Origin of the sequence: Vibrio sp. 10N.286.55.E10 (assembly GCF_002872555.1) — a bacterium.
GTDB classification, from domain to species: domain Bacteria; phylum Pseudomonadota; class Gammaproteobacteria; order Enterobacterales; family Vibrionaceae; genus Vibrio; species Vibrio crassostreae.
Map to the genome: position 1 here is coordinate 49823 of NZ_MCSD01000018.1, position 16552 is coordinate 66374.

13 protein-coding genes are annotated in these 16552 nt (G+C 42.3%); 6 read left to right on the forward strand and 7 right to left on the reverse strand.

What is annotated here, in order from left to right:
- Positions 1-62 precede the first annotated feature (62 nt).
- Positions 63-2366 (forward strand): EAL domain-containing protein, encoded by a 2304-nt coding sequence (locus BCV39_RS12240; protein WP_102432960.1) that lies wholly within the window; start codon positions 63-65, stop codon positions 2364-2366.
- Positions 2367-2475: 109 nt separating this feature from the next.
- On the opposite strand, the gene BCV39_RS12245 is transcribed toward BCV39_RS12240, so the two are convergent.
- From BCV39_RS12245 to BCV39_RS12255, 3 genes are read right to left on the reverse strand one after another with little or no spacing between them, the layout of a single operon-like run.
- Positions 2476-3636: a patatin-like phospholipase family protein gene (locus BCV39_RS12245; protein WP_065676218.1), complete on the reverse strand. Its 1161-nt coding sequence runs from the start codon at positions 3634-3636 to the stop codon at positions 2476-2478.
- Entirely contained in the window at positions 3636-4646 is a 1011-nt protein-coding gene (locus BCV39_RS12250) for a DUF2955 domain-containing protein (RefSeq protein ID WP_048659976.1), read from the reverse strand. The genes BCV39_RS12245 and BCV39_RS12250 overlap by 1 nt, the downstream gene beginning before the upstream one ends.
- A 9-nt stretch (positions 4647-4655) precedes the next feature.
- A complete protein-coding gene (locus BCV39_RS12255; RefSeq protein ID WP_102432959.1) occupies positions 4656-5720 on the reverse strand; it encodes an HlyD family secretion protein in 1065 nt (354 codons plus the stop codon).
- Between the two features lie 99 nt (positions 5721-5819).
- Here BCV39_RS12255 and BCV39_RS12260 point away from each other — a divergent pair, with 99 nt between their 5' ends.
- Positions 5820-6698 (forward strand): LysR family transcriptional regulator, encoded by an 879-nt coding sequence (locus BCV39_RS12260; RefSeq protein ID WP_102432958.1) that lies wholly within the window; start codon positions 5820-5822, stop codon positions 6696-6698.
- Between the two features lie 126 nt (positions 6699-6824).
- Here BCV39_RS12260 and BCV39_RS12265 read toward each other — a convergent pair whose 3' ends face one another.
- Positions 6825-7820 (reverse strand): sugar-binding transcriptional regulator, encoded by a 996-nt coding sequence (locus BCV39_RS12265; RefSeq protein ID WP_050644258.1) that lies wholly within the window; start codon positions 7818-7820, stop codon positions 6825-6827.
- 459 nt (positions 7821-8279) lie between these two features.
- Here BCV39_RS12265 and tal point away from each other — a divergent pair, with 459 nt between their 5' ends.
- Together tal and tkt are read left to right on the forward strand one after the other, a co-directional pair.
- Positions 8280-9230 carry a transaldolase gene (tal, locus tag BCV39_RS12270; RefSeq protein WP_102432957.1) on the forward strand — a complete coding sequence of 317 codons (951 nt, stop codon included), beginning with the start codon at positions 8280-8282 and terminating at the stop codon, positions 9228-9230.
- A gap of 87 nt (positions 9231-9317) precedes the next feature.
- Positions 9318-11309, forward strand: a complete 1992-nt coding sequence (gene tkt / locus BCV39_RS12275) for a transketolase (RefSeq protein ID WP_102432956.1) — start codon at positions 9318-9320, stop codon at positions 11307-11309.
- A gap of 96 nt (positions 11310-11405) precedes the next feature.
- On the opposite strand, the gene BCV39_RS12280 is transcribed toward tkt, so the two are convergent.
- Entirely contained in the window at positions 11406-12059 is a 654-nt protein-coding gene (locus tag BCV39_RS12280) for an outer membrane beta-barrel protein (RefSeq protein WP_102432955.1), read from the reverse strand.
- A 223-nt stretch (positions 12060-12282) separates the two neighbouring features.
- On the opposite strand from BCV39_RS12280, the gene BCV39_RS12285 reads away from it, so the two are divergent.
- Positions 12283-12870: a peptide permease gene (locus BCV39_RS12285; protein ID WP_133146458.1), complete on the forward strand. Its 588-nt coding sequence runs from the start codon at positions 12283-12285 to the stop codon at positions 12868-12870.
- A 46-nt stretch (positions 12871-12916) separates the two neighbouring features.
- On the opposite strand, the gene BCV39_RS12290 is transcribed toward BCV39_RS12285, so the two are convergent.
- Both BCV39_RS12290 and BCV39_RS12295 read right to left on the reverse strand, forming a co-directional pair.
- The gene (locus tag BCV39_RS12290; RefSeq protein ID WP_102432953.1) at positions 12917-14113 is read right to left on the reverse strand and encodes a HAMP domain-containing sensor histidine kinase; all 1197 of its coding nucleotides are present in this window, start codon (positions 14111-14113) and stop codon (positions 12917-12919) included.
- A complete protein-coding gene (locus BCV39_RS12295; RefSeq protein WP_102432952.1) occupies positions 14110-14799 on the reverse strand; it encodes a response regulator transcription factor in 690 nt (229 codons plus the stop codon). Before BCV39_RS12295 ends, BCV39_RS12290 begins: the two co-directional genes overlap by 4 nt.
- A gap of 195 nt (positions 14800-14994) precedes the next feature.
- Between BCV39_RS12295 and BCV39_RS12300 the strand changes: the two genes are divergently transcribed.
- Positions 14995-16527 carry a PAS domain-containing methyl-accepting chemotaxis protein gene (locus BCV39_RS12300; RefSeq protein ID WP_102432951.1) on the forward strand — a complete coding sequence of 511 codons (1533 nt, stop codon included), beginning with the start codon at positions 14995-14997 and terminating at the stop codon, positions 16525-16527.
- Positions 16528-16552: the final 25 nt, after the last annotated feature.

The window sequence follows — 16552 nt, forward strand, 5'->3', positions numbered from 1 at the left end:
TGACGACCCAATAGTTTGTCACTTGCACTCTGTTAAAAGTAGTAACCAACAAAAGGCATCTCATGGCTCTATTTAAGAAAAATATCTGGTCGCTGTACGCGTTGATCGTACTACTGACCCTGATACTTTTCGCCGCGTTGGGCGTAACTAAATGGCAAGCCAACAGAGATGACTTCACCCAACAACAACATATCCAAGTCGAGCTTTTTTCTAGCTCTGTAAGCTCACTCTTGACCAGTCAAGAGGCACTGCTTGAAGTGGTTGGGCACCAACTCGCCCAGCAGTCTGACTTCACTCGTACTGCCTCCATTCAAATTCGACCAATACTGGATAAACTGCTAGATACTCACCCTGTGATTGCAGCGTTTGGCTTGTTGAACACCGACGGTGACTACCTCTCGATCAGCTCAAATCTCCAACTTGCGAATCAAAGGAACTTGCTTCAATACGCGCCAACGAAAGACTCCTTTTTAGACGCCCTATCAAGCAGTAGCATGGTGCTTGGCCGTACCTATTTTCAAGAGTCGTTGAATAGCTTGGTTATCCCGCTGAGAAAATCCATTTCGATCGATGGTAATAAAATCGATGCAGTAATGACCGCAGGGCTGCGGTTAGACGCCACGATCGTATTTGAAAATAATGCTCACGCCGGAAGTTTCAATACACTAAGCCTGATCAGAACAGACAGTTATCGCCAGTTTTATTCGAGTGATATCGAATCTGAGAGTGCATATTCCTCTCCAGTAGGCAAAGATGTCCTACAACGTATTGCACGGACCTTTACCGACCACTTCGGAATCAGCGTGCAAGAAGCGATGAATGGGCAAGAAACCTACTCTTTTGTCGTCGACGATGAACAATACCACTCTTTAATGAGCGCAAAATACATCCCAAACTACAAATTATGGGTGGTTGGACGCACGGATCTAACTCACGTTGATAGCATATTTATACAAGAGTTCAGCATTCTTTTCGTTGCCTTTATTTTTCTTCAATTTGGTTTCTACTTTTTGGTTAAGTCGATTGCCAAGAATGAACAGCGCACTCGTAGCCAACTCATTTATCAGGCTAACCATGATCCATTAACCTCTCTACCAAACCGCTTGTACATGCGTAAAAATATTGGTAAATGGATTGAGGATGAGTCAGAGCAGTTCTCGCTGTTGTTTATTGATATCGATAACTTTAAATGTGTCAATGATACCCACGGACACGACTTCGGCGACAAGGTGCTCAAACAAATAGCTTTGCGTTTGATGCGATTCCGATCTCGACTCAGCCTCTTAGTACGTGAATCAAGCGATGAGTTTTTGTTCTTAACGCCATTGTCGAATGAAGCTGAGGTAAAACGACTCGCCAAGCGTATTATTGAAGTACTTTCTCAACCTTATGAAGTTGAAAGCGCTCAGTTTTTGTTAGGTTGCAGCATCGGCGTAGCTCGTTTCCCTGAACACGGGAAAGATCTAGACAGTTTATTACGTTCTGCCGATATTTCGATGTACAAAGCGAAACAACAGCAAAACTCATACAGTATTTTCACAACGGAAATGCAAGATGCGCACCTCTACAAAATGAAAGTAGAACAAAGGCTACGCATCGCTATCGAGAAACAAACGCTGTTCATGGTTTTTCAACCGCTAGTTCGTGCAAATGAAAGTATTCATGGTGTAGAAGCACTCGTTCGCTGGATTGATGACGAATTGGGTTTTGTACCGCCAGATGTCTTCATACCGGTTGCTGAGAACACAGGCTTAATGCAAAAACTGGGTACTTTTATTATTGAGTCCAGCATTATGCAGATCGCCCACTTGCACAGAACAACGGAACAAAAGATCGGGCTGTCGATCAACATATCAGTTCGTCAGTTTTCTCATCAATCTTTCTCTGAGCACCTGTTCGCGACACTAGAAAAGTATCAACTCTCTCCTAGCTGTTTAACGCTAGAAATTACAGAGAGCTTGTTCATTGAAGATGTAACTTTAGTGAAACCGACTTTTGAAGCCCTCAAAGAGAAGAATATAAAGATCTCTTTAGATGATTTCGGTACTGGCTATTCATCACTGAGTATGTTGAAAGCACTCCCTATCGATGAACTTAAGATCGATAAAAGCTTTATTGAAAATATTGCGGTGGATCAGCAATCATTAACTATGGTTCAAAACATCATAGCAATCGGCAAGAACTTTGGCATGGTGGTATTGGCTGAAGGCGTAGAATCAAACGAACACTTCGCGATTCTAAAGGCGTGTGGATGTGACTTAATGCAAGGCTATTACTTCTCTCGCCCTATTCCTTACGATGAGCTGTGTGAGTTTTTATCTCCAGATTTAGCAAAGGAAGTCGAGCTGACAAAATCCGAAAGTTAACGAGTAGCGTCACGATTCAAACCTCTAGACATTGGCTGAATCAAGCAGATGGGGAAAGTAGATTTACATCTATGCTTCCCCAAAAACCATAGATGCATTTAAAGCTCACTCAATCTGGATTCGGTAAATTTTGGCTCCATAAGTCACTCTCTATCTTTTTTTGATATCCGTACGCAAACAACTTTTGCATATACTCTAGGCTAAACGAGTTAAGGTTATCTTTCGAAAAATCATCGTCTATGTAAGCAAGATGAAAGCCAATCTGATTTCGCTCACTGTAATTATAGATATGTTCTATATCACCAATACTTTGCCGGCGAATCAAAATCGATAAAGCACGGTAAGAGACTGACGCTAAACCATTTTCCACTTCTTCGAATTCTGGCTTCAGGAAACCATTACGTATGACGTAGATGTTCCTTTTTACGTCTCTTGACGTTGACGCCAAAGGTGTTTGAAAACCTTGAGGAATGAGAAACACTTGTCGTGACACGCCACCATCTACATGCAACTCATCTAGCGTTCCTCCTTCATAAGGCAACACAATTCGAGTCGCAGGGAACAGGCCTGGTACAGCACTACTCGCGATAATAATATCTTGAATCAAATACTGTGCTTCAGGCGTACCGATCTGCGCTATTTTTCCAATGTCCCAAATTGCCATTTTTTGATTATCTAAACTGGTTGTTGCTATCAGCAATAACCGCCCTTTACTTCTCTCAAGAGCAAGCTGATTAAGCATAGTGACATCGACAGCGTGACGCACTTTGCGTTCAAAGCCACTCACATCCACCATTGAGTTACGAAAAGGTAACTTAAAAATCGAGTTACGCTTAAACATCTCTTCAGCTGACGTTCTCGTATAGTAGTACTCTAGTGCTTGATCGTAATCACTTCCTAAAAAGGCAAACACCGACACAATTGCACCGGTTGAAACTCCCGTGACCACGTCGAACTCGGGTCGAGTACCGCTTTTGGTCCATGCATTCAAAACACCAGCAGAGAAAGCTCCATCAAACCCGCCCCCAGACAAAGCAAGATGATTCACCTGTCCAGACAGGTTACTGTGCTCAACTAATGAATCTATCGCGTTATCGATATCGTAATTATCAGCAGAGTTGACAGACTCATCCCAAAATCTCAACCCAGGAGTATTAAGGGGATTTATCTGCTCAGACTTTAAGGAGATGTTTCGCTCAGGGGTTTGCGCGCACCCAGACGTGACGAGTATCAGTAACAGCGTAATAACTACCGCATAATGTGGCGTCATTATCGTTTCTCTTTCAAACTTGGGGAGTTATCTAACGCTTTATATTCAAGTATTTTTTGCATCAACAAAATAAATAAAGCGCTGACGACAACTGCAATAAAAATTGAACTAAACCTATATAAAATAGAAAAAATAGCGTCTTGCTCACTTGGGGTTAAAGCAGTTGTCAAAGGTACCGTTAATGAAGCCATCCCGGCAGAGGCAACGGCAGATTTTAATTTACCTTGTGTGTGCCAATAACAGAATGGCCCCATAGCAATTGTGAATAATAACCAATACAAAATTGCATTTTCGTACCATGGTCCAAGAATCAATTGCACAGCCAATCCTGTAATACAGCCCAGCGCTGTACCAATCACTCTCACTTTGGCCATTTGCACTGCACCTGAACAAGTTAAAGGTGCCAAAATTACAAGTATTGATGCGTATGCAGCCGATGAGTCATAAAGATCAACAACTTGAAATACGATAAAAGACAGCATCACGACAACCCAAATCACCATGATTTGCGTTGCATCGTACTGAATAGGCAGTGCTGTTTCTTCTGGCTGTTGGTTCTTGTCTGTCGCGTCCGGGAATAACCAATATGCCATAGAGCAGATAACAATATTCATAAAGCAATACACGCCAATCGTGATTGATATTTCTTCTATATCGATAAAGTCGTAACTACTTAGATGCAATAAAATAGATATCGCAATCAATCCCATATACCCGATAATAAAGGTTTGTTTTTTTGTCATCGCAATACATTTAAAGAGAAATACTCCCGCTACAGCGATCAACAAAGCAAAGGGATAACTTCCGAAAGCTCCCCATAGTAAATTAGCCTGAATTATTGACCAAAGTGCACTAGCCGCAATGATCAACAACAGAGGTAGGTTCAAGCTATCACTTAGGCTAAGTATAAAAAGGGGCAGCAGAATCGCCAAAAAGCCCAGTTCCCAGCCCATACTCATACTTATGGCTAAACCGAATGAACAACCAAACCATATTCGAAACGTCTTCATCGCGACCGCCTAATAGATGAAATGAAACCAGCTAACCAAACGGATACGCATCTTAGCGACAAACCCCCAAAAGCGATTATCGTTTGAGTACAAGGCTAACGTCGCTCTAGAACCAACAAATAGTGGGCTCGGCAACACACCGTCACTCTGTAGATTAATTCTTGTTCGTTGCGCATCGCGTACCCAACGGTTATTCCCTTCAATTTGAGTTAACGTACCGTTTGGGGTTTGGTGAGCGGAAGCAACACCTAAATCTCGGCTCGCGACGCGATAGTCAAATATCTGTCCGGGATGAGCATCAAACGTAACAAGCGCTCGATAGCTTTCTTGAACATGCGCCACAGACTTTTCTCTAAAATCAGCCGCGACCCACATAGAACCATCAGATATTAATGTAATCAACGGCATATTGGCTGTCGCCATTGCTCCAACTTCTAAACGTAGGTTAGTAACGACACCATCGCTTTGTGAACGTACTGTGGTATTCATTAAATCAAGCTGTGCTTGCTTAACTCTATTTTCAGCCAGCAATACATCAGTTGTTGGCTGACCCGCTTCTCCTAAACGAGCGACCAAAGTGCTAAGGTTATGCTTTTCAATCTCAAGTACCGAGCTTGCAACTTGGTACTGTTTAAAAACATTGTCTAGATATGATGCCGACACTGCTTGATTTTTGGCAAGCTCGGCAATTCGTAGATAGTCTGTTTGTGCATTTTTATAACTGGCTTCGGCCCTAGATATGCTCGCTATCGCCATCTTTTTCTGAGCATATAAAGAACGTTCTTGTTCTTTTGCCGCTTTCAATGATAACTCAGCTTGCTCCAGCGCTATTTGGTATCGACTCGAGTCCAGTTCGAATAGCACGTCGCCCTTTTCAACCACCTCATTGTTCTCAACGAATACTCGTATGACTCGACTTGTCACCTCTGGCGCTATCTGCACAACTTGTCCATAAACACGTCCTTCTGTTGTGAAAGGAGCTCGACGATCCGCGATAATTAAATACACAAATAAGACAACAAATACGCTACCCAAAATTTTCATAGTGCGCTTAAATACTTGCTTTTGCTTCATGCTACATCCTAACCGAAAAGATTTTTGTGCAATTATAGTCATAATAAAATCTATCTGGTATGCTCATAAAGAGCCCACACTTGAGCTAAAAATAGGACAATGAAAGCAAGTTTTGACGATATCAGACTATTTTCCCAAGTCGTACTTCATGGAGGGATCAGTGCTGCAGCTAAGGCAAATAATATGCAGCGCTCAAAGGTCAGCCGCCGCTTAAAAGCGTTAGAATCCTCTCTAGGTACAGAGCTCTTGATTCGTACCACACGGAATATTGAACTAACTGGGGCTGGGAAGCACTTGTACGAATTGGTGGCTAAGCAGGTTTATCACATTGAGCAGGGAGTCGAAGCGTTGCAGGAAAGTCAGCGGGATTTCAATGGCCTATTGCGCCTAGCCATTCCGTCAGCTTTGATGAGTTCTAGTATTTTTAATTCCACTATCGAAGACTATTCAGCACAGTTTCCCAATGTGCAAATCGAAATTGAAAATTACCAAGATTCCGTGGACTTAAAGCGCCAGGGGCTTGACCTACAGATACTGCCTAATACCGTCGAGATCATCGACGATAGTTATGTTCAGTTTAGCTTGCTACATTATGGCTCAAGGCTCATCGCGACCAAACAGTACCTTGATAGTCATCCCTTCTGCGAAAGCTTAAATGACTTAAAGCTCCATCGTATTTTGTCCAATAGATACAGCGCTGACTTTCTTGATAAGTCCATTCAAATCCATTTAAAGTCCGACGATCTAAACCTTTTACTCAAGTTAGCGTTACAACACCAAGGGATTGCCTTTCTTCCAGATATCTATCTAACGCGATCAGGGGATGAATCCAACCTAGTACATGTTTTGCCAGAGGTTGTTTTCCCTAAATTAAGTTTGACCATGATCTACCCTTCCGCGAATTCGTTATCGAAAAAAACTCGCTCATTTATCGATCTGTTTAAGCTAAATCTAGAACAGAGTATGGCAGCAAATTAGTGAATCAAGCAGCGGGAAGGAAGTGATGTTTGTGATGTCATTAGAATTGTAGTGTCGTTGCTTTATAGAAAAAGGGAGTCGGTACTGGCTCCCTTTCATTCAATGACGATTATATTCTAGCGACTTTCATTTAAACTCAGCATGCTTCATTTGTTCATCTAGGTTAAGCACAGTCAATGCGTTACTTACACTAGTCGCAATCACGTCAACCACACCTGTTCTTAGTGCACCTAAGAGAGCTAATGGCTTACTGTTCTCTGCTGCGATAGCAATAACTTCCGCTATTGGGCGAAACTCCTCTAAGCCTAAGCCTATGACTCGATCACTCATTACTGTGTTTGCTGCTTTGCCGTGTACATCAAAAAAGTCATAACCCGCGAAGTCACCTACGACACCTTGTAATAAGCGAGACTGAACAACTTCACCCGCAGTAAACCAACCTAAGTCGACCATATAACTGTTTTCACTCATATCACCAATACCGACCAAAGCAACGTCTGCTTTTCTGGCTAGATCGAGTGTTTGCTTAACGGTACTGTTTTCCATGAATGCGGTTTTTTGTGCTTTGTTTTCTGCATAAGCGGGCGCATACAAGGTCTCAGACGAGCCGCCGTATTTTTTGGCTAACTGCCTACATATATGGTCGGCATTAAACATACCGCCTCTTGGGTGAATACCGCCGATACCACACACGAACTTACAATCACGAGGAGTAATTACACCAGTATGGTGAGCAACAGAAGATACGTTACGACCTTGGCCTACTGTCACCACCATGCCGTTTTTCAGTGTACTGGTTAGGTAGTTAGACACTAAACCTGCAACTTGAAGTCGCTGCTTCTCTTCGTTCGGTTGATCTAGTGCCACGAGCGCACGTTTCACACCAAAGCGCTCAATCAAGCGTTGTTCTATCTTGGCACTGAATACTGGATGGTACTTCACGGTGATCTCAACAATACCCTCGTCTCGGGCTTGTTTGAGCATTCGACCAACCTTTGCACGAGAGATAGAGTACTTTTTGGAGATCTCTTCTTGTGTCGCGCCATCCTGATAATAAGCTACCGCCACTTCAGTGAGGAGATCAGTGTTTTCTTCGGAAACATCTTGGATATTCTTACTCATATACCACGCAACCTATATTTAACAATTATTTTACCTGCTTTGAGAACAAATGTTCGATGCATCAGCAAGTGATACACAAGTTTACACCGTGAACATATGTAACAACAAGGAACATTTGTTCACAGTGATAGCCTTGGTTTTATTGTTGATTAATTCACCTCTCCATGCCCGTTAAACGTTTGCCTGCATACCCCATGATTACTAGAGCGAAATATATTTGACTGAAGTCACCATACAGGACTATTTACCGTTGACTTTGGTGCTAGATCGGATAAATATGGCTACATCATTTACTCATCGAACGATCAAATGTTCTGTGCAAATGTTCGTTCGGAGAAAAATTTAAATTAATGTAAGTTTGGCTCACTGGTACAACCATTGAGAACTTCATTAGTTAGCTTGCAAATGCCCACACCTCTCCCATTAATGAGGTGTTATGCGATACATAGGATGATCAAAATGAGCAATAAATTAGAGCAACTTCGTAAACTAACAACTGTTGTAGCTGACACTGGCGATATCGAAGCTATCAGCAAGTACACTCCTGAAGATGCAACAACTAACCCATCTCTAATTCTTAAAGCTGCTCAAATTGCTGAGTACGCACCTCTAATCGATGCTTCTATCGAATACGCTAAAGCGCAAAGCGATGACAAAGCACAGCAAGTTCAAGACACTTGCGACATGCTTAACGTAAACATCGGTAAAGAAATCCTGAAAGTTGTACCTGGCCGTATCTCTACAGAAGTAGATGCTCGTCTTTCTTACGACATGGAAGGCAGTGTTGCTAAAGCTCGTCAACTTATCAAAATGTACAACGACGCTGGCATCACTAATGACCGCATCCTTATCAAACTGGCTTCTACTTGGGAAGGCATCCGCGCAGCTGAAATCTTAGAGAAAGAAGGCATCAACTGTAACCTAACGCTTCTATTCTCTTTCGCTCAAGCTCGTGCTTGTGCTGAAGCTGGCGTATTCCTAATCTCTCCTTTCGTAGGTCGCATCATGGACTGGTACAAAGCGAAAGAAGGTCGTGATTTCCAAGCTTCAGAAGATCCAGGTGTAATCTCTGTTTCAGATATCTACAACTACTACAAAGACCACGGTTACAAGACTGTTGTTATGGGCGCAAGCTTCCGTAACATCGGCGAGATCCTTGAACTTGCTGGTTGTGACCGTCTAACTATCGCACCTCAACTTCTAGCAGACCTAGAAGCAGCAGAAGGCGAAGTAGTAGAGAAGCTAATCGACTCTAACGGTACTAAAGAGCGTCCAGCCGCGATGACTCACGCTGAGTTCCTATGGGATCACAACCAAGATGCAATGGCTGTTGAGAAGTTAGCTGAAGGCATCCGCAACTTCGCCGTTGACCAAGGCAAACTAGAAGACATGATCGCAGCTAAGCTGTAATCACTCTTACCAATTACAAATAGGGGAACGTTCAGTTCCCCTACTTTTATCAATTTTGTTTTTCTTAATTTTTATTCGGAAGTTCTTATGAATCGCAAACATCTAGCTAACGCTATTCGTGCTCTAAGCATGGACGGCGTACAACAAGCAAACTCTGGTCACCCAGGCGCACCTATGGGTATGGCTGACATCGCTGAAGTACTTTGGCGTTCTCACCTAAACCACAACCCAGCAAACCCAGAGTGGGCAGACCGCGACCGTTTTATCCTGTCTAACGGCCACGGCTCTATGCTGATTTACTCTCTGCTTCACCTTGCAGGTTACGAGCTTTCAATTGAAGATCTTAAGAACTTCCGCCAACTGCACTCTAAGACTCCAGGTCACCCTGAGTACGGTTACGCACCAGGTATCGAAACAACGACTGGTCCTCTAGGTCAAGGCATCACTAACGCTGTTGGTATGGCTATGGCAGAGAAAGCGCTAGCGGCACAGTTCAACAAAGAAGGCCACGACATCGTAGACCACTACACTTATGCATTCATGGGTGATGGCTGTCTGATGGAAGGTATCTCTCACGAAGCATGTTCTCTAGCGGGTACGCTAGGTCTTGGTAAGCTAGTTGCTTTCTGGGATGACAACGGTATCTCTATCGATGGTGAAGTGGAAGGTTGGTTCTCTGACGATACACCTAAGCGTTTCGAAGCTTACGGCTGGCACGTAATCCCATCAGTAGATGGCCACGACTCTGACGCTATCAACGCAGCGATTGAAGCAGCTAAAGCAGACCCTCGCCCTACTCTAATCTGTACTAAAACAGTGATTGGCTTTGGTTCTCCAAACAAAGCAGGTACGCACGACTGTCACGGTGCACCATTAGGCGCTGAAGAAATTGCAGCAACACGTAAAGAATTAGGTTGGGAGCACGGTCCTTTTGAAATTCCGTCGGAAGTTTACTCAGAGTGGGATGCGAAAGAAGCAGGCGCAGCTAAGGAAGCAGCGTGGAACGAGAAACTTGCAGCTTATGAAGCAGCATACCCTGAGCTGGCAGCTGAATTCAAACGCCGCGTAAACGGTGATCTTCCTGCTGAATGGGAAGAGAAAGCAAACGCAATCATTGCTGACCTACAAGCTAACCCAGCAAACATCGCTTCACGTAAAGCGTCTCAAAATGCTTTAGAAGCATTCGGTGCTATGCTACCAGAATTCATGGGTGGCTCTGCTGACCTTGCGCCTTCTAACCTGACTATGTGGTCTGGTTCTAAGTCTCTTGAAGCAAACGACTTCTCTGGTAACTACATCCACTACGGTGTACGTGAATTCGGTATGACGGCGATCATGAACGGTATCGCTCTGCACGGTGGTTTCGTACCATACGGCGCAACCTTCCTAATGTTCATGGAATACGCTCGTAACGCTATGCGTATGGCTGCTCTGATGAAAACTCAGAACATCCAAGTTTACACACACGATTCTATCGGCCTAGGCGAAGATGGTCCAACTCACCAACCAGTTGAGCAGATCGCTTCTCTACGTCTAACGCCAAACATGAGCACATGGCGTCCATGTGACCAAGTTGAGTCTGCTGTTGCTTGGAAACTAGCAATCGAGCGTAAAGATGGTCCTTCTGCACTTATCTTCTCTCGTCAAAACCTTGCACAGCAAGATCGTGACGCTGAGCAAGTAGCTAATATCGCTAAGGGTGGTTACATCCTGAAAGATTGTGAAGGCAAACCTGAGCTTATCCTTATCGCAACAGGTTCTGAAGTTGAACTAGCGGTTAACGCTGCTGCTGAACTAACGGCTGAAGGTAAGAAAGTACGCGTAGTATCTATGCCTGCAACTGACGCATTTGACAAGCAAGACGCGCAGTACCGTGAGTCTGTACTTCCATCTGACGTAACTGCTCGTATCGCTGTAGAAGCTGGCATCGCTGACTTCTGGTACAAATACGTTGGTTTCGGTGGCAAGATCATCGGTATGACAACGTTCGGCGAATCTGCACCAGCAGGTGAGCTATTCAAGATGTTCGGTTTCACTACTGAAAACGTAGTAAACACAGCGAAAGAGCTTCTAGCTTAATCTTGAATACACTGTCTCGCCCTCAAATGGGTTGATGCATACAGAAAGCCCCGCATGAAAATGCAGGGCTTTTTTGTATCTTTGCGCCTTTAGCCGCTAAAACGTAAACCGCGCCCCCACTCGAATCGTATTCTGCTTTAGGTTTTTGCTATAAGTATGGTCATATCCAGCATCGACAGCGAGCCAAGAAAGAATATCAACTGAATTCACAATCCCGAAATTATTTAGACCATGTTGATGGGTATCTGAATAGCGATAAAAAGGTTGCAGTGACCAACGATCATTGAGTGAAACGACCGCCCCCGCCTCACCAATAAAACCCTCATCGTAATTTTTAATGGTCTCTCGATCACACGGATCCCAAATGGTGTCATTACGGCACGAAGAGCGCCTTTCCGGCCTAACCCAATTCACACCACCAGAGGCATAAAGCTCAACCTGTGAAGTAATGGGCTGATACCAGCCCAACTGAATAGACAAATCAGACAGTGTCGTTGAAGAGCGTGTGGTTGCTGACGAGTCGAAGCCGACGAAGAAAGTATCGTTTAAGGCATAGTTCCCGCCGACATAGCCACCGTAAAGCTGCTTACTCCCTGAGTTATTGTAAGCACCATCAAAATAATCTTGAAAACCATCGTCGCTCACCCTCGTATTCTGATATCCCGTATAGAGATAATTTGATCCTTTAGAGGCTATACAAGGAACACTAATAAAACTTAAGCAAATGGTGGTAACAATAAGGGGGCGCATGCTGATGCTCTGTCTTTTGATTAGAATATGAGAAGTGTAACTTAACCTCAATTGAACGGTGTTTTATTTTTGTTTCAATTTTTTACAAATAGAAGTCCCCACTTCCTTTTTGTGCAAACCAACACCATCTGTGTATACGCTTAGCCTCTTACATTTACTTAAAGAACTAAAAAGTGCCGCAATATAGGATTGTATAGAGTAATTAATCAACAATGGTAACGAGATGCTTAGAAGACTATTCACTTCATTTACAATAATGCTTGCCTGTAACAGTGCCAATGCAGCTTTTTTCGAAAAAGAACTTTATACACCTTTAGCTGAAGCTTATTCTTCTGATAAATCGATAGACAAATACTTCTCATTGACCTGTAACCCGTGTTGGAACATGTCGACATTATTCGAAAAGAATAGTCGACTAAAAGAGCTAGAAATCAACCGTATTCATGCAGTTTTTGATGATCTGACTGAAACTTCGGCAAGGCTCTACTATACAGCTAAAGTGCAAGTCGACCCGGTTCCGCATGCTTTGCTTTACGAACTATTTGCAATCGTACAATCAACTGGTGAATTGAAACTTTCGGATGCTGATTTATTATTTTCGGATTTTAAATTGCTCAATACACAGCAGTTGTCAGAAGATCAGCTCGTTGAAGTCGAATCAATGATCCACGACTCTATAAATCTAACAGAGACCGCCCGAATCTCGGCAATTCCTGCATTTGTCGTCAATGGCAAATTCAGCGTAAATTTATCGAACCATCGTTCTATTGATCAGTTTATCGATACACTTAACCGTCTAAAAGACGCATAACGTATAGGGTTCTTAGGAGGAAGTACACTTCCTCCTAGCAGCAAGACTACCCTCTACGAATCACGAGTGTGACTTTTCCTCCAACGTTACTGTTTGAAAGCAAAACAATCCCATCTAAAACCTTCGTCAACTCAGATATGAGTATTAATCCAATACCATATCCTTGCTGTGATTTAATTTCCCCTAGCGTCCCCGCATTGAACGCGCTGATGATTTTCTCTTCTATGCCACAACCATCATCGCAAAAACGTAGTACGTCATGTTTGGGATAACGAGCTAAAGAGACCGTGATTTCTGTTTTTGCATGCTTCAACGCATTCGAGATAATGTTGAGAAATACAATTCTTACGATAGCGCTATCTGTCTGTACCAACGTATCACATCCATATGTTGTCAACGTTTGATGTGAACCAAGAACATTGTTGAACGATGATAGAATAGTTTGCAGGTTAACTTGTCTTTTTACCGCTTGGATATCTCCGTTCATCAATTTAAACAAATACAAACTGCTCTCACATAAGGTGTTCAAACTATCAACTTGAGTGGCCAATTTCTTTGTCAGATACTGATTATCACCTTGTTCATAAAGGAGCATATCACTAGTCAGTTGAATTGAAGCTAGCGGGGTACGAATGTCGTGTGGCAAAGATGCATAAATAACTTTTTGTTTGTTTATCAAGTTACTCAGCGATTCTGCCATGATATGCTGGTTATCGATTAAGTTACGAATAGGTTCAGGACCTGTTCTACAAGCGCGACTCGCAAAGTTTCCTTTCATATACTCGGTTGATAATCGCTGCATTTCTTTCAAGCCATTCGACCAGGTCCTCAGTGATATCAAGAGAACTAATAATGTGCATGTAACCTGTAACAGACCATCAAGTAAACCTAACCACCTAAGTCGCTTAACATGTGCGTCATCCTGATATGCTTTACTGTTAAATGCACCGAGAATAAAACGGTCAGTATCGTAACGTTTTACAATTGTATGAATGTCGCCTTTCGATTGGATTTTGTCAGTATCAGAAACGACATCACACTGAAATCGCCAAACATTATCTGCACCAATTTGCCGGCTCTGATCATGTTCAATAAAACCTTCAATAACCATTTCAACGCGTTTAAGGTTGAGCTCACGTTCTGCATCTTTTTTCAAAGGCAGAATAAGGCTAAAAGACAATACCGAACTAATTAAATAACCTATAACAACAGATGCAACGATTTGAGACAAAAAAGCATTCATAACTTGCTCACTGGATGTGCTAAATAAAACCCTTTAGCTCTTCGATTTTTAATTAGCTGGATCTCGGGTAAGTAACGAAGTAACTTTTTACGTAATGAAGAAATACGCATATAAATGGAGCGGTCTTCGACATGGTAACTAAATCCATGAATCTTCTCGAAAATATCACTAACCATCATAGGCATATTGGCATCGATTAAAACCTCAACTAGTTCGTACTCTGAAGGGATCAAGCTAACAACAATGTCGTTATAAATAAGAGCTGAATCTTGCTCGCGCAAGTAGAAGTTGTTTGAATCACAAGAGATAGTTACTTTTTTGTCAACCGCACTTAGTTGACGCTTGATACGCTCTACCAACACATTACTGCGAATAGGCTTCGAAACGTAATCGTGCGCCCCTAAAACGAGAGAATTCGTTTCGCATAATTCACTATCATTGGCTGTCATCATGATAATCGCAGACGGTATATTTTTTCGTTTTACTTCGCTTAGGATTTCCAAACCAGATTGCCCGGGAAGTTGTATATCTAACAAAATTAACCTAGGCTTTTTCGATTCAATGTGCTCTATCGCTCCTTCTCCCGTCGCTAAAGAATCAACGTTAAACCCCTCAACAATTGACAGTAAGTAACTGAGCATTTCTCTCAACTCGTTATCGTCTTCAATAATTAATATGTCTAACATTTGACAGCCTCTTTTTATGCCTACTAAACAACTTAAAGTATACCTTAAAGTAGCTTAGGCTTCTTTAAGCCAATGTAAGACAGCCTTTGGATTATGCTGCGTCGTTACTTGATTAGTCTTTAACTCGATTACTATCGATACGAATACAAGCGATGTAATTTGATGTGAATAATAATTTGACGGGGGTCATGTCAATTGAGTAAAGAAATAACTTTTCCTGCTAGTTTTAACTTGCTATCAACAACAGATTTACATAGCTATATTACTTACGCCAGCGACAATTTCTGTACCGTTGCGGGTTTTAGTTATGAAGAACTAAAAGGGCAACCACATAACTTAGTTCGTCATAAGGATATGCCAAAAGCTGCATTTAAGGATATGTGGTCACATTTGCAATCCGGAAAATCTTGGATGGGGCTCGTAAAGAATAGAACTAAAAACGGCGATTATTATTGGGTGGATGCATATGCAACCCCAATAAAATTGAATGGAAAAACTGTGGAGTACCAATCTGTTCGGCTAATTGCAGATCAGGAGAATATTTGCAGAGCTAACAATATATACAAACGCCTAAATAATGGAGAAAAGATAAAAAGATTATCACTACCAAAACTAAAGCTTTGGCAAAAAATAACGCTATCAAATGCTCCAATATTCTTAGCTTTGGCCTACGCAACACCGGTGAATTATAGTTTAGCTTTTGGACTATTTACGCTCTCTATGACGTCAACTTTTGCTTTAACAAGAAGACTAGATAAGTTAACAAAAAGCGCACAGAAGATCTATGACAACCCTCTAGCACAGCTAATATATACCGGTTGTCTAGATGACGTTAGCCAAATTGAACTTGCACTGAAAATGCGTAAATCAGAGTTAAACGCCGTAGTAGGAAGAATCCAAGCCTCCAATACAGATACACTCAATACTGCGAAAGATAATATGACTGCTGCAAATATTACATTGACTAATATTAGTGAGCAAAACGATCAATTATCACAAACCGCAACCGCGATCACTGAAATGGGCAGTGCGATTTCAGAAATTGCTGAGAACGCGTCTAGCACATCGAGGAACGCGGAAACTTCTATAGAGTCAGTAGACAAGTGTAAAAAAGCAGTCAACGAAACAGCACAACACATATCACGCGTCTCTGATGAGTTGACTCAAACATCGAGTTCTATAATCAAGCTAGTCGAAAAGCTCGACAGCATAGACGAAGTCGTGGACTTGATATGTAAAGTTTCAGAACAAACAAAACTGTTAGCTCTAAATGCTGCAATTGAAGCTGCTCGCGCAGGAGAACATGGTAAAGGGTTTGCGGTGGTAGCAGACGAAGTGAGAACTCTTTCACAGCAAAGCCAAAATGCAACCTTAAAAATCACCACTCTGACATCTGAAATTCAAAGTCAAACCCGTAAAGCCGCCATGTTAATAGATGACGCTATTGATGCATCCAGCTCATGTATCGAGGCTTCTGATGAGACGGAGAGAGAGCTTAATGATGCATTACTAAACGTGAACAACATATCTGACAGAAGCATTCAAATTGCAACCGCTATTGAAGAGATGACGTCTGTTAGTCACGAAATGAACCAGTCGATACAACAGATATATGACAAATCAGTAGAAAATCAGCATGCTGCCGAATCTAGTACCAAGTCAAGTGACCAACTGACTCAATATCTAGAAGATCAACAAAACTTAGTGGCCCAGTTTAGGCAAGTTTAATACAGCTAACAAAGCTCAATACAAG